Annotated in this window: 14 protein-coding genes and 3 pseudogenes; 3 read left to right on the forward strand and 14 right to left on the reverse strand. The window is 57.4% G+C overall.

What is annotated here, in order from left to right; translation table 11 throughout:
• From ACXYMP_RS15905 to ACXYMP_RS15960, 12 genes are all read right to left on the reverse strand, one after another.
• Window positions 1–1,026, reverse strand: a complete 1,026-nt coding sequence (locus tag ACXYMP_RS15905; protein ID WP_458907595.1) for a TrbL/VirB6 family protein — start codon at window positions 1,024–1,026, stop codon at window positions 1–3.
• Window positions 1,026–1,412: a hypothetical protein gene (locus ACXYMP_RS15910; protein ID WP_458907597.1), complete on the reverse strand. Its 387-nt coding sequence runs from the start codon at window positions 1,410–1,412 to the stop codon at window positions 1,026–1,028. Before ACXYMP_RS15910 ends, ACXYMP_RS15905 begins: the two co-directional genes overlap by 1 nt.
• Complete coding sequence (locus ACXYMP_RS15915; protein ID WP_458907599.1) at window positions 1,409–2,188, reverse strand: type IV secretion system protein; 780 nt, start codon at window positions 2,186–2,188, stop codon at window positions 1,409–1,411. Before ACXYMP_RS15915 ends, ACXYMP_RS15910 begins: the two co-directional genes overlap by 4 nt.
• On the reverse strand, window positions 2,185–3,291 hold the full coding sequence (locus ACXYMP_RS15920; RefSeq protein WP_458907601.1) for a lytic transglycosylase domain-containing protein: 1,107 nt from the start codon (window positions 3,289–3,291) through the stop codon (window positions 2,185–2,187). Before ACXYMP_RS15920 ends, ACXYMP_RS15915 begins: the two co-directional genes overlap by 4 nt.
• Complete coding sequence (locus ACXYMP_RS15925; protein WP_458907603.1) at window positions 3,291–3,485, reverse strand: hypothetical protein; 195 nt, start codon at window positions 3,483–3,485, stop codon at window positions 3,291–3,293. Before ACXYMP_RS15925 ends, ACXYMP_RS15920 begins: the two co-directional genes overlap by 1 nt.
• A complete protein-coding gene (locus tag ACXYMP_RS15930) occupies window positions 3,476–5,851 on the reverse strand; it encodes a VirB4 family type IV secretion/conjugal transfer ATPase (RefSeq protein ID WP_458907605.1) in 2,376 nt (791 codons plus the stop codon). The genes ACXYMP_RS15925 and ACXYMP_RS15930 overlap by 10 nt, the downstream gene beginning before the upstream one ends.
• Window positions 5,841–6,119, reverse strand: coding sequence for a VirB3 family type IV secretion system protein (locus ACXYMP_RS15935; protein ID WP_458907607.1), 279 nt, complete (start codon window positions 6,117–6,119; stop codon window positions 5,841–5,843). Before ACXYMP_RS15935 ends, ACXYMP_RS15930 begins: the two co-directional genes overlap by 11 nt.
• Before the next feature lie 42 nt (window positions 6,120–6,161).
• Window positions 6,162–6,443, reverse strand: a complete 282-nt coding sequence (locus ACXYMP_RS15940) for a TrbC/VirB2 family protein (protein WP_458907609.1) — start codon at window positions 6,441–6,443, stop codon at window positions 6,162–6,164.
• Between the two features lie 20 nt (window positions 6,444–6,463).
• A complete protein-coding gene (locus ACXYMP_RS15945; protein WP_458907611.1) occupies window positions 6,464–6,889 on the reverse strand; it encodes a lytic transglycosylase domain-containing protein in 426 nt (141 codons plus the stop codon).
• A 160-nt stretch (window positions 6,890–7,049) separates the two neighbouring features.
• Window positions 7,050–7,382 carry a hypothetical protein gene (locus tag ACXYMP_RS15950; protein WP_458907613.1) on the reverse strand — a complete coding sequence of 111 codons (333 nt, stop codon included), beginning with the start codon at window positions 7,380–7,382 and terminating at the stop codon, window positions 7,050–7,052.
• Window positions 7,383–8,111: 729 nt separating this feature from the next.
• Window positions 8,112–8,399 (reverse strand): hypothetical protein, encoded by a 288-nt coding sequence (locus ACXYMP_RS15955; protein WP_458907615.1) that lies wholly within the window; start codon window positions 8,397–8,399, stop codon window positions 8,112–8,114.
• Window positions 8,400–8,465: 66 nt separating this feature from the next.
• Complete coding sequence (locus ACXYMP_RS15960) at window positions 8,466–9,143, reverse strand: acyl-homoserine-lactone synthase (RefSeq protein WP_458907617.1); 678 nt, start codon at window positions 9,141–9,143, stop codon at window positions 8,466–8,468.
• A 195-nt stretch (window positions 9,144–9,338) separates the two neighbouring features.
• Between ACXYMP_RS15960 and ACXYMP_RS15965 the strand changes: the two genes are divergently transcribed.
• Window positions 9,339–10,007 (forward strand): helix-turn-helix transcriptional regulator, encoded by a 669-nt coding sequence (locus ACXYMP_RS15965; protein ID WP_458907619.1) that lies wholly within the window; start codon window positions 9,339–9,341, stop codon window positions 10,005–10,007.
• Between the two features lie 164 nt (window positions 10,008–10,171).
• Here the strand turns inward: ACXYMP_RS15965 and ACXYMP_RS15970 are convergent.
• Window positions 10,172–10,351: pseudogene (locus tag ACXYMP_RS15970) on the reverse strand (transposase); the annotation flags it as partial.
• A gap of 70 nt (window positions 10,352–10,421) precedes the next feature.
• On the opposite strand from ACXYMP_RS15970, the pseudogene ACXYMP_RS15975 reads away from it, so the two are divergent.
• Window positions 10,422–11,227: pseudogene (locus ACXYMP_RS15975) on the forward strand (IS3 family transposase); the annotation flags it as partial.
• A gap of 260 nt (window positions 11,228–11,487) precedes the next feature.
• Here the strand turns inward: ACXYMP_RS15975 and ACXYMP_RS15980 are convergent.
• Entirely contained in the window at window positions 11,488–12,720 is a 1,233-nt protein-coding gene (locus tag ACXYMP_RS15980; protein ID WP_458907665.1) for an IS110 family RNA-guided transposase, read from the reverse strand.
• A 138-nt stretch (window positions 12,721–12,858) separates the two neighbouring features.
• Between ACXYMP_RS15980 and ACXYMP_RS15985 the strand changes: the two are divergent.
• Window positions 12,859–13,212 (forward strand): annotated as a pseudogene (locus tag ACXYMP_RS15985) (integrase core domain-containing protein); the annotation flags it as partial.
• Window positions 13,213–13,392 lie beyond the last annotated feature (180 nt).

The following is a 13,392-nucleotide window of genomic DNA, read 5'->3' on the forward strand; positions in this document are numbered from 1 at the left end:
TCAGGTGGCCTCGCTCGAGTTGCGGAATGACTTGGCACGCGCCAGCATCGCACCGGGTGTTTGCCGGATGACCTGGCCGGTTTTGACGAGGCCGTCGCTGGTGGCACGGTGCAGCTCATGGGGCGTTTTGCCTGTGGCTATGCGGATCCCGCCACCGGTGCCGTATCCTCCAGCATTGATGACGCCCTGCCGCGCCAGACCGGTGAGACCGATGGCGTTCGAGGCGATGCCAACGACGCCCGTAAGGTTCGAGGCGATGTAGGGCACCGAGGCCATGATGCCGGCGCTCAGGATCAGGATGACGAGGAAAGGCAGGATCAGGCTGACAGTGGCCACGTTGTCGGGATCGGCTGAAGAGGCACCGATGCTTTCGGCAATGGCGACGATGATCCCGGCCGCACCCGCCGCGGCCACGGGCATGAGAGCATAGCCGATTGTGGCGCGGGACCAAGCCTCGAAGAGCGACTGGGTCGGTTTGAAGAGCGAGGCCAGGATCATAAACGGCGCGATGACGATCATCAGCGTAAAGACGATCTTGGCGAAGGCGATGATCCCGGCAGTGACGGCGGCGAAGATGGCTGAGAGCACGAAGAAGATCGCGCCCAGGACAGCACCGAAAACCCAGCCCGCATTATCCCCGATCGCGTCGCCATAGGCGGTAATGCGGTTCACCATGGAATCGAGGCTCTCGTAAACGCCAGCCTCATCACCGGATGCGGTGAGTGACAGGATGCGGGCGCCTATAGCATCCGGCACATCTGTGGCAATCGCGTAGATGACTGAGAAGTTGTCCCAACTCTGCGCAAATAGTCCTACCAGAGCCACCTTGATCCCGAAGGCAAACCCGCTGCCGTAACTCATCGGGTGCAATTGCATCACAGCATTGACGCCAAGCAATATTAGCAAGACGCCTGAGCCGATGGAGATCACGTCACCGATCTGACCTGCGGCCTGGACGAACCCGGCTTGCGCGACGGAATCGATGGCGTCATCCACCTCGCTGAGTATGTCGCGAATTATTCCCATTACTCTGTGCAGACCTCTTCGAGCTCGGCTTCCAGAGCGTCGGCCTGCCCACGCAGAGCAATGACGTCGAAGGGCAGTCTCAGATTGTCGGAAGTCTGGAACCGGTCATGCGCGACAACCGCGTCATCCCATGACACCGCATCGAATTGGCAATCGCAATTGCGCGTCTCGATGGCCTGTTCCGCCGCAATGATACGGAGGACTTCGCGATAGCCATTGCGGACAAGGGCGAAGGAATGCAATTCGCGCGGCGGACGCGGCGCGACACAGGCCTCGGCAAGTTCCCCAGGTTGCGCCATGGTTTCAAAGCCACCCGAGGTTTGGGCGAAGCTTGGTCCGGCAAAGGTCAACAAAAGCCCAAGGGCAATATCGATGCGTCGGATCACTCTGGCACCTCCATGGAACGAAAGCGCCGTTCCGCAGCAAGTGTCGCTGTATCGACGACGCCAAGCTGACCTGCGCTCACACCCTGCGCGGCTTCAAGCCGCCAGATCTGGGTCATGATGATCCCAAGTTCGGCCGTCACGCGGGTGTTAAGATCGACGGCGGCTTTCAACCCGTCCTGGTCGTCGATGAGCCCGACCATGGTTTCGAGCCTCTCGAGGCTGGCCCCGGCTTCCTCATTTGACTCCTGGGCCGCAACAGACAGCATGGCGCTGGCGCCAGCCGAGGTGGCGAGACGGTTGTCGGCGGGCTCCGTGGAGGATGACAGGGCGGACAGATGACTTGATGTCAGCCCGGTCCCGGTGAGTGCGGTCTCAACCTGGCCGGGCAGGTTCGATCCGGAGACAAACCCGGAAGCGAAGTCTCCGTTTGCCAGTGCCTGTAAAGTCTCCAACGGCCCTACCAGAGCGCCGCGCAGTTCCTCGAATTCTTCGATACTGGCGAAGAGATCACCGAGCCCGTTGCCGTTGATCAGGGAACGCAGCTGTGCCTCGAGGTTTTCGAGCTGTGCAAGCTGGGTTTCCAACTCGCGGCGCAGCGTGGTCAGCTGTTCGTGCTGGATGCCGAGATCTTCGGCCATATGTTCGAGCTGAAGAAGAAGTTGTCGGAGCGCCTGCCCGTCGAATGTTGGCACGCCTTGGGCCATCGCAGGGGGGACGAGGGCAGGGGATGTGCAAAGGGCAATTGCGGCAACTGCGCTAAGAAGAATGCGTTTCATTCGGATACCTCCATGGCCATGAATTCCCTTTCTTCCAGACGATCCACGACCAGTTGCTGGGCATGGGCCGCCTCTCGCATCTGGTTCGCAGCCATCAGCCGGACGCGGAGGGAGAGAATGCGGGCGATCTCGGCCCGTGCGTAGGTGTTGAGCTCGATTGCGGCCTTTACGTTCGGCTGGCCGTCGATTTGGCGGATGATCGCGGCAAGGCGATTGACCACCTGTTCGGTCGTGGCATGGGCATCGGCGGCGTAGTAAAGGCTCGCATCCGAGATGTTGGAATACTCCGCCAGCGCCATGTCAGCCGGTGTCAGCGTGCCAAGCGCATCGGCCCCGCCGACCACGGCCAGATATTCGTTGTAGAAACGCGAGATATTGCGCACGTAGCCTTGGGTTTCCGGGAAAGGGGGAACACCACCATATTCAATGACGCGACCGGGCCCGGCATTGTAGGCGGCCAAGGCGTTCGGAATGGTTCCGAAGCGATTAAGTTGCGTCGTGATGTAGCGCGCCCCGCCGCGTAGGTTGTCCATGACATCATAACGATCGACGCCCATATCAGCAGCGGTGCCGGGCATCAGTTGGGTGAGCCCGTATGCGCCAACCGGGCTTTGCGCAGTGATGCTGAACCGGCTTTCCTGCTTGATCAGAGCCTGGAACAGGCAGCGCCATTGTGTTGGCGAGAGACCAGCCCGAGCCACGCCGGGCGATCCGGCAAATTCGCCGGCGACCTGCACGATCATCATCTCGATGGTCTCGCGGCCTTCGCCAAAGAGACGGCTATCCATCGGATGGTTTGAGGCGGGTGGGTAAATTGTCGAGGCTGGGAAACTGGCGTTGCCCTCAAGTGCCTGGATGTTGAAACCCTGCCCGCTGATTGCCTCAGTGATGTCTTCCAGAACACGTAGCTGTTCGGCTTGTATCTCGGCCAGCTGCGCCTCGGTGGAAAGCACTTCGCGCTGAGCCGTCATGTCCTGGCCTTGTTGACCAAGCATCGCGATCAGCTGCCCAAGCCCGGAATTGTCCTGGACGGGCACTCCTTGCGCGAGCGCAGTGAAAGGCAGGCAGCCAAGAGCCGCAGATATGATCATTGCGGCACGCATCAGCCGCCGTTCACCGGCACGAAAGTGCAATCAGTGTCGATATTCGGTGACTTGGTGGAAAAGCTGAGCGGCGTGGTCACATTGCGCGACACCACCGGCTCGCCGTTCCTGCCAAAGCAGGGGGAGGTTTTCTCGGTGTAACGCTCGCAGGCGGCAACGCCGAGAAGGGTAATCAACAAAACAGTCACTCGCATGGTTTTCTCCAGAATTCGGGGTTGGTGCGCCAATCGGGGCCGACCTGTGCCTCGCCAGTCCGCCCACCCCCGAGAATTGGGAGTAAATCCCCAAGGGCGGACAAATCGGCATCTACAAACAGGCTGTCGCCGGCGGAGCAGACCAGCGCGATCCTCTGGCCAGCCGTGGGCTGGGTGAGCAGGGTGGCTTCTTTTTCCGAAACACGCAGGAAGTCGTAATCGGCGGGGGTTGCACGGTCGTTGGGGAAGAGGATCTGGGTCGGGACGGTTTCAACGATGGTCTTGCCGACCCGCGCATCACGCAGCTGGCTCGGGTATTGCGTCATCATCACCACGACGCAGTTCATCTTCCTCAGCGTGACCAGCCAGTTCTCAAGTCGTGCCCCGAAATAAGGATCATCGAGCAGCTTCCAGGCCTCATCCAGCACGATTATGGTGGGGCGGCGATCCTCGACCACCCGCTCGATCTGACGGAAGATGTAGGACAGCACCGCCATACGTTCGGTCGACATGTCGAGAATCTCGGTCATGTCGAAGCCAACGATGTCACTGTCGAGCGCCAGGGTGGGACCCGATGGATTGGCGGCGAAAACCCAGCCATAGCGGCCGCCCGGCACCCATTCGCCGACGCGCGATTGCAACTCACCACCATCATCAAGCGAGCGGAACAACGTCTCGAAGCTTTCGAATGATTGCAGCGACGCCCCGGCCTCCGCATTCTGGCGCACGGCGCTTTGGATATGGCGGGATTGTTCGCCGGACAGGGTACCATGCGTGGAGAGCAGCGTCCCGAGCCAGTCTGAGAGCCAGGCGCTGCCACGTTCGTCAGTCTCGGTAGAGAGGGGGTTCAGGCCGGTTGGTACGCCAGCGCGCACCTCGTGGTATTTGCCGCCCAGGGCGCGCACGGCCATCTCAAGTCCGCGGTCCTTGTCGAAAAAGAAGAGGCGTGTGCCGACGCGTTGCGACTGTGCGGCCAGAAAGGCCGTGGTCAGCGTCTTGCCGGTCCCGGTTCGGCCCAACACGAGGGTATGGCCGACGGTCGGTTCTTTGCCTGCATCGCCTGTCTCGTGGAAATTGAACCTATAGCCAGAGGTGCCGACGGAAGGCAGTACGGTGATTGGCTCATCCCAGGGGCTGTCCTTGCCACTTCGGCCTTCGACCGAGCCATGCAGGGCCGCAAAGTCGGCGAAGTTGATCGAGGAAATCGGTGTGCGCCGCGCCCGGTAGCCGAAATTTCCGGGATGTTGGGCAAAATAGGTGGCTTTCAGCGCCATGTTCTCGCGCACGATCACGGCCATTATCTCCTGGCCCGCGCGTTTGATCTGAGCCGCCGCGCGTTCCAGCATGTCGCGGCTTTCGGCATAGACCGCAATCGAGAGGTGATGATTGCCGAAAGCAATCCGCCCAGCCTCCTGATCATCAGCGGCAATCGCCAGTTGGTCGCGCAGCGACACGGCGGCGTCATCAGAGGCGTGCATCTGGCGAATGATCCGCTGGATGCGCTCGGCCATGATATTGGTCGGGATCGGGGTAAAGGAGTTGGTGAGCACGATGTCGAGCGGCAGATCGAGCCCGTCGAGCAGGGTGACATCTGTCAGCGCCGGGTAAGATTTGATGCTGAAGAGCGCGCCGAAGCGGGTGACACCGGTTGTGGCACAGTCGATCCGAGCGGTATCGCCCTCGAAGGTGGCGCGGACATCGCCCAGTTGATGCGACAAGGGCAGGGCGCTCTGACCGAAGGCGACGGGCGCAAAAGAGCCTGAGTTCAGCGTGTTCAAAAACCCCAGCCATTCACCATCTGCTACCGTCAATCGTTTAGGCCCAGCGTTGGCCAGCGCCACTTCGAAGAAGCCGACAACTTCATTCAACTCCTGCATCCGTGCTGCGCGATCTTTGACCCAGCCCTTACGGGCGAGACCCCGTAGAAGTGGCAGGCGGGAGGTCAGGTCCGGACGACGGAGGATGGTGAGATAGAGCTGTTTCTTCTTTGGCTGGAACCCTGCGACATGGTGCTGCCATCGCCGATCGATCTCAGCGGCAAAACCGTCTCCCTCGATGGGCTGCAATGACAGATACTGCGGCACTGAAATCCGATGAATGTAAAACCCGAAGAGATCACCAGTTTGGGCGACGATGGCAGCCACAGCACGGCGTAGGGCATCAAGCTCCGCATCCGGTGTGGTCATCGGGTTGAGACCATCCAGGCGCAGGGTCGCCATCAGGTCGCCCTCGCGCAGGATCAGCACATCATCTGCCACCCGAGAGAAATACGGCAGGTGCTCGGCTAAAAAGCTCTCGCGTGCAAAGGCATTCCCATCCGCAGCCAAGAGGGCAGTGGAGACGGATATAGTCCCTTCAAGCGCCAAAGCTGTCGCCTCCGTGCAGGGATCGGTTCTTCGTGGCGCGGACCGAGCCGCATGAGACGCGCAGCACTTCGAAGAAATGAGGTTCCTTGTCGGCCACGAACCAGAGCACCGGGTAGGCGATGATCCCAATCAAGAAGAAGATCAGCGTCTTGGTCCAGATGAACGGCAGAACGACCCCCATGGCCAATACGACAAGATAGCCAACAGGGAGACCGAGATACTTGGGCGGTCTCGCAAGACCCAAGAACAATGGGGATCGTTCTGCCATCAGCTTACCTCACCGATTGGAGCCAGAAGGGTGAGACAAACATCAGGTGAACCCGTCGACGATAGTGCCTGCCGAAAAGATCAACACGATCCCAATAATGACAGATGCGAACCATCCCCAGTTCAAGCGCCCCATCATGCACATAAAGCCTGTTCCAATGACGGCAAGCGTGGCCACGGCTATGCCGATCGGCCCCGTGAGCGCTGCCTCGACTGTTTCGAGCATGGTTTGGATTGGCGAGAGGTCCTGTGCGAAGGTAGGGGCCGAGAATAGCGCCAGCACTGAAGCAGCGGGTAATAAAGGTCGGAGGTTTGAAAGTCTCATGTTCGGTCCTTTGCGATGGATCATTGCAACGCGATCACAACAGGCGCACGCGTCCTGCCCGGTGCGGAAACCTGGTTGCTGGGCGGGCTTGTTTGTTGCGCAGAAAGGCGATTTCGGATGCGGTGAATACGGGCGATATAGTCGCGCGTCTCTGCGAAGGGGGGCACGCCGCCGTACTTCCGTACACGGTGCGGCCCAGCATTGTAGGCTGCCAGCGCCAAGTCGATGTCCCGAAACGCACTTAGTTGGGCGAGCAGATAACGGGCAGCACCTTCAAGATTCTGACGAGGATCGGTTCGATCGACGCCCAGAGTTCGGGCTGTGGGAGGCATCAACTGACCAAGCCCATAAGCACCCATCGGGCTGACAGCCGTCGGGTTATAACCGCTCTCAGCTTCGATCAATGCTCGGAAAAGGATATGCCAGTCGCTGGGTGATAAACCCATGGAATCAAGCGAGCGGTTTGCGGCGTGCCGTTCCGATGTTGCGCGGGTGTCTGCGAGGATCCTGCGTCTGCTCTCAGGCGTAAGCGGTGTTACGTGTGTGGTGGCGGGCTCGGCGATGTTAGCTTTGTGATAAGTCCAGCCAGACGTTCTGACGCTTCCGTCAGCCCCGATCACCATCAGGTCCGCTATCGCCTTCCGGGGCGTTGCGGATATCGAGATCGATAGAGACAGGGCGGCCATCGCCATAATTGGTGTGGTGATTGACAAGCCCCGGCCAGACCGCGAAATGGCGCACCTTTGGTCCATGTTTCTGGACCTTGGCAGCGACCAGGATGAGTTCTTCATCCCCGACCGAGTAAATGCACTGGTAAAGCGGCTTGCCGTCACCTGTGCCTCCTACGAGCTCGTACCGACAGGTGAACTCCACCTTCCTCTGAATGAGGTCTTTCACACCATCCAGTGTGATCAGGCTCAGGTGTCTTGCTATCGGCATGGTCTCTCCCTTTGAGAGACCTTCATACATGATGCAAACAACACGAAAAGCACAGATAGAGTCAATATATATAAAACGTAGGAAATATAAAAACGTGGATTTAGCAGAGATTCGCGCTTAAACTAAGCTTGAATTGAACCGCGAAGGGAAAGAGTAGATGCGCTCAATTATTCTCAGTTTGATCATCTCGGCGATGATTCTACCTATCTCGGGCAAACCAAGTCGGGCTTACGACGTAGACTGTGCGATCATGCTTTGTATGGCGGGGGGGTTTCCATCCAGTGCGGTCTGTTCAGCAGCCTATGCCGAAATGGTTCGACGCATCACACCTTGGCCGGTGCGCCCGCCCTTCGGGATATGCACCTACGCTGCGGTCCCTGTCGAGTTGGGAGGGACCGGTCAGGATGGGCAGGTCGATGTTTCGGCGCCAGATTATGCTTGGTTGCGGCGGACGCGCGTTCTGTGGTTCCGTGGCGCGTCCTACAAAGACGACACCGGGCCCCAGAAATGGGATTGGGCTATACAGTCATGTGACTTTGAGAACGACAATTGTCGCTCCCTTATCCGGGTTTTTGGGTCAAGAACATCCTGGCCCAACAGCTTTGTCAGCGATAATGGGCAGACAATCCCATATCCTGAGACAGGCGGGCTCACTTTCCCCTATCGTCGTGCAGTGATGGTTGAATTTGGTGACTACGACGGCGAGATGGGGCACTCGGCGTGGTTTTCTTATTGACCTGATGATGTTTCTTTGTCCTGAAGCAATTCCACACTGATCTTGGTGTCATCAATCACTGTTGGGTCAACGAACCATAGGCGTATCACCTGTCCAGAGTTCCAAAGGTAATCCCGCCAGACAAGCTGTTCTTTAGATTGTTCCCGCATTACTGCTTCAGAGATTGGTTTGGCGAAGAGCAGTTTTTTACCCATTGCTTGCATTCCCGTAGCTAGCTTCGTTGGGCATTTTTGCATGGCCTCGAAAGCAGTCTGCTCGCAAGCAACATAAAACGGTGTCATCTGAGTTCTGGGAATGGCTCAAACTTTGCGCTTGCCGTTCCGACCGCAGATTTTCCTTGCGCATGATCATCCGGTGTTCTCGCGCGCCTCATCATAAAGTACGGGGCAGGCGAAGGCCTGGAAGCGCCCATCCCTGTTGCCACAGATCGGACCAATTTTGGTGGGCGCATATCCCATCGAGCGAGCCATTTTTTGAAATCCGACTGGGCCGAGAAACAAGCAGCGTTCAGCCTCTTGCTTTGCGAGATAAGCATTCGCTGCACGTAGGACAGCAGCCCCGGCGCCCGCCGTACCGTCCGTGACAAGGCGCGTAAGCTCCCAGGTGCCACGATCGACCGGTGGGATCTCGGTGCAGAGATCAATGGGCAACCCATCGAGAAGACCGCGACACGCATCACGGATCATGTAGGAGAACAATCCATGATCTGCAGCTCCTGCCTCGCTGTTCGTGCAGACCAGCCGCGCACCACCCACAACCACGTTTGTCCCTTTCGCAACGGCGATGATATAGACGGTATCGGGTCGATCATATTGATCGAGATCGGTTTGCCCCGAGATCCAGACTTTCCAGCCCTTGTTCAAAGCAAACACGCGTTTTCTAAGATCTAGAAACTGGCTGATCAGACGCATTTCCGAAGAAAAGGCCGCGCGCGGCGAAAACAGTTCTTGCGGCATTTGAGCGGTAACACAGGAGACTCCATCTTTTGATCGGGTTTCCAGTAAATCAGTTTGTATGTGGGTCATGGTTTGCTCGTGGAATGGCCTATTTAACACGCCAATCAGTCATCGACGGGGTGCTAAGGTCTAGCGAAAACGTACAATTATTGATAGAAACTGACCTGAGGCCAGAAACCTCAGGTTCTCCCCGACCTCTAGTCGGGGCAATTCTGACCTAGGGTCAGGTCAAGTCAGGTTCGTAGTGAGTGGAGGGAATCAGCTTTGGAGATTTATGAAAAAGGAATTCAGCAGAACCCTGATGCCATCGAGTCAACGAATGCTGTCTCAAAAGCATTTGCGCCATTTCGAGCCGAAATCGAAGAGATCGCAGTCTCCGGGTACAGTCTTCTGGTGAATGTAAATGTGCGCGGATACGAGTATTTTGAAAGCACCTACCCGCCTAAATGGAAGGAAGAGTACGAGAAGCGGCGTTACTACGCATTCGACCCCGTTCTGGTATGGTCACTGTTCGCCACAGGTGACAAACGTTGGTCTGAGGTTCCTATACCTGACCTGCGCCGGTTCATGAACTCCGCGAAAAAACATGGATTGGTCTATGGCGCGGCGTTCAGCCGGAAAACTGGAACCAACAGGTCTCTGTTGAGCGTGTCGAGACATGACCGCGAGTTGCTGTCGCAAGAGATCCTGTTTCTTTCCGGGTTGGCGACCGAGTTCTTTGAATCCCTTGAAGACGAACGTGGGTTGTCGCAAGGCGAGATCGCCGTGTTGCAATGCCTGTCTGAGGATAAGAATGTCAAAGAAGCATCGGAGCATCTGGGGATTTCAGAGTCTGCGGCCAAGGAAAGGCTCGCCTCGGCGCGACGTAAAGTGGGGTGTAAGACAAATTATCAGCTGGTGGCAACGGCAATGCGGAAAAATCTGATCAGATGACCGTCGCAAGATTGCGAGTGCTTCTACATCGTGGCGCGACCCAAGTCTTTTTGGGGGGAAAGTGACATTCCTGCTTTGCTCAGGGGTGACATTATCGATTTGCGGTGATGGCTCAAGGGTCGTTGCGACGTTTGCCGCTGTCTTAGTTTCGTAATCTCTTCTCTGAATGCCTCGGTCGGTGTGCGCCATCCAAGGCACTTCCTGGGTGTTCCATTAAGGCGGTCGCAAATCGCCTTCATATTGCGATTTGAGAGCGCCGCGAGCTGGGTGTCACGTGGCAGGAAACGACGTGCCCGCTTGTTCAGATTCTCGACCGATCCTTTTTGCCAAGGAGCTTGCGGATCACTGACCTGCCCCCCGAAACTTCCCTCGTTCTGATGTAGAGTTTGCTCAACCTTTTGAAGGAGCAAACAGATGCGAAAGAGCCGTTTCACCGAGGCGCAGATCATCGGGATGATCAAGGAACGGGAAGCCGGGATGCCGACGGCGGAGGTGTGCCGCAAGCACGGTCTAAGCCAGGGCACTTTCTACAAATACAAATCGAAGTATGGCGGCATGGAAGTGTCTGACGTCGCGAAGTTGAGGTCGATGGAAGACGAGAATGCCAGGCTCAAGCGCTTGCTGGCCGATACGATGCTGGACAATGCTGTTCTGAAGGATCTGCTGGGAAAGAGCTGACGACGCCGGTTGAGCGGCGAGAGGCAGCGCTGAGGGCGATGCGGGATCACGATATCTCGCAGCGCCGGGCCTGCCGACTTGCCGGTGTCGATCCAAAGACCGTCCGGCGCGAACGCCCGCCGGATAACCCTGAGATCAGGGCAGAGATGAAGGCCGTCGCTGCCAAGCGCCGCCGGTTTGGCTACCGGCGGATCGGTGTGATGCTGGAGCGCAAGGGAATGATCATGAACCACAAGAAGCTGTATCGGCTTTACACTGAGGAGAAACTGGGCGTCAGGCGACGACGGGGCCGCAAACGGGCGCGTGGGTCTCGAACACCGATGCCGGTGGCGCTGAGGCCAGGTGAACGCTGGTCGCTTGACTTTCTGTCCGATACGTTCGGAGCCTCGCGCCGGTTCCGCATCCTGGCGGTGAACGACGATTGCTGCCGCGAGAACCTGTGTCTGATGGCCGATACCAGCATCTCGGGTGCTCGTGTCGCGCGGGAGTTGGACGCGCTTGTGCGTCTCTGTGGCAAGCCAACCAGCATTGTCAGTGATAACGTCCTATGCGCGGAATGATTGGCTGATTTGGCATCAGGTCATTGTCATGCTGAAGTGTTCCAGCATGTTTGAATGTGTGTCAGTTCGGCATTTTGGTCAACAACATGTCTCTCCCATAACAAACACAGAGTACGCTTTTGCGGCTCTCACCGTCCTTAAGACGAGATCTTCGGGTCGTTGAGCAGAAGGCCTGAACATTATCTACGAGGTCGAATGCTCGCCTCTACGGCCCTTACAGAGAAAGGTCCTTCTGCCGTTGATCATCCCTCAAAGAAGGGACGATAAGGTTCGCCACGTTTGATGATCCCGTGCACGGTTCGGGCCATCTTTGCGGCGATTGCGGTATACGCCTTGCGGCGCAAATGGGTGTTGTGCCGATCCTTGGCGATGTAGCGCTCGAACTTGTCTCGGAAGCTGTTGGTGCGCTGCATGATGGCGACCTGACCTGCCATCCAGAGCGTGCGGTGCAATCTGGCATTGCCGTATTTGGACAGTTTGGTTTGTCCACGGAACGTGCCGGACTGGATGGTTGCGAGGTCCATACCGCAGAACTTCAAAAACTGGCGGTGATGCTGAAAGCGGCGAAGATCACCAGCTTCGGCCAGGATGGTCAGAGCGTTGATCGGCCCGATCCCCGGGATGGATATCAGCAGCTGATAGTCGTCGTTGGTCTTGAGCAGTTCAACGGCGCGATCCTCAATCTCATTACGCTGGGCAATCAGGCTGCGCCCTTCGCCCAAGACCAGGCGAAACATTCTGGCCGCGTCGGAATCCGGTGCAATTGGCAGGCCCACAGATGACTTGGCTGTCTGATAAATATCTGCAAGCAAACGTTCTTTTGAGACTTTGCGGCCGACAACCTCCCAGGCGTCGGCAATGAATGCCTCTTGGCCCATGGCTGAGATAAAATGCGGCGATGGATAGCGTTCCAGGAAAGCAAAGAACCAGTCGCTGCGGGAGCTACGATGGAAGCGTTCTGCCTCGGGAAAATACAGCGGTAGATAATGGGTCAGCACCCGGTGCCATAACTCGGTCTTGCAACGAGAGACGATGTCGTGCGTCTTTGACAGCTCCTGAAGATCATTCGTGCCGCACAGCATTGGGTCGTGGTAGAACTGCTCGTTCCCGATCTGCATCATGTGCAAGATGACTTGCGCATCCTTGGGATCATTCTTGTCCCAACTATTGTTCAAAGCCTCCCGGGTACGTGCCAAGGCGACTGACGACACCAACTTTACTTCGAAACCGGCATTCCCAAGCCGGTAAGCCAGGGCGCGATGGTAATTGCCCGTTGCCTCAAAGGCCGCGCGGACAGGACGGTCATAATCCGAGAGTGTGGCGATCAACCGGTTGAAGTCGTCGAGCTGGTTCAGAACAGTCAGCCGGCGCCTTCGCTTTCTGCCCGGAACTGAGATCAAAACTTCATGGCGCGCCTTTGCGATATCAATCGCCACCAAAACAGGCTCGGCCTGTGCAATACTGGCATCGTTCATAGTCGGTCTCCCTTGCGGTGTGGTTTGTTGCAAAACCACTGTAGGGACCTGAGACCCGGCTATGATCATCTGCTGCGCTAATTGGGGGCTGCGCAGGCAATCATAGCCTCTAAATCAACGTCATTCCGAAGGTGTTACGGAACGGAGTTCACCAGCCGGGCGATCCTGAAATGGGCGAACGAAAACGGCGTGGACTGGCACTACATCGATCCTGGCAAGCCCCAGCAGAATGCCTTCATCGAGTCGTTCAATGGCAGCCTGCGCGACGAACTGCTGAATGAAGAGATGTTCGAAAGTCTGGACGATGCCCGGCGCAAGCTGGCGCTCTGGCGATACGACTACAACAACGTCAGGCCACACTCATCGCTCGGAAACCAAACACCCGCAGAAGCGCGCCGGACGCTTGAGCAATTAGAGGGCTCCGCGCCCGGCGCGCTTGCCCAAACCAACGACGAAGACTATGAAAACCAGACCCGCAGACTCTCGTTATGAATGAGGGAGCCTCGGGGGGCAGGTCACTCTCACCACTGCGTCGGGCAAGACGTAACCATAATACTCTTGTAGAATGCCACAAACTTGTGGTTCTTTCGAAAGCCAAAATATCAAGAAATGGAGAGCACATCATTCAGTGCTGACCTAAACGTCAAGCACTTCTGATCCAAATCGGAAAAC

It is taken from the genome of Aliiroseovarius sp. CAU 1755 (assembly GCF_054482655.1).

Coding starts and splice junctions, on each gene's coding strand:
- ACXYMP_RS15905 (WP_458907595.1), bottom strand. CDS start 1,026: ATGGGAATAATTCGCGACATACTCAGCGAGGTGGATGACGCCATCGAT.
- ACXYMP_RS15915 (WP_458907599.1), bottom strand. CDS start 2,188: ATGAAACGCATTCTTCTTAGCGCAGTTGCCGCAATTGCCCTTTGCACA.
- ACXYMP_RS15920 (WP_458907601.1), bottom strand. CDS start 3,291: ATGCGTGCCGCAATGATCATATCTGCGGCTCTTGGCTGCCTGCCTTTC.
- ACXYMP_RS15925 (WP_458907603.1), bottom strand. CDS start 3,485: ATGCGAGTGACTGTTTTGTTGATTACCCTTCTCGGCGTTGCCGCCTGC.
- ACXYMP_RS15935 (WP_458907607.1), bottom strand. CDS start 6,119: ATGGCAGAACGATCCCCATTGTTCTTGGGTCTTGCGAGACCGCCCAAG.
- ACXYMP_RS15940 (WP_458907609.1), bottom strand. CDS start 6,443: ATGAGACTTTCAAACCTCCGACCTTTATTACCCGCTGCTTCAGTGCTG.
- ACXYMP_RS15945 (WP_458907611.1), bottom strand. CDS start 6,889: ATGGGTTTATCACCCAGCGACTGGCATATCCTTTTCCGAGCATTGATC.
- ACXYMP_RS15950 (WP_458907613.1), bottom strand. CDS start 7,382: ATGCCGATAGCAAGACACCTGAGCCTGATCACACTGGATGGTGTGAAA.
- ACXYMP_RS15955 (WP_458907615.1), bottom strand. CDS start 8,399: ATGACACCGTTTTATGTTGCTTGCGAGCAGACTGCTTTCGAGGCCATG.
- ACXYMP_RS15960 (WP_458907617.1), bottom strand. CDS start 9,143: ATGACCCACATACAAACTGATTTACTGGAAACCCGATCAAAAGATGGA.
- ACXYMP_RS15980 (WP_458907665.1), bottom strand. CDS start 12,720: ATGAACGATGCCAGTATTGCACAGGCCGAGCCTGTTTTGGTGGCGATT.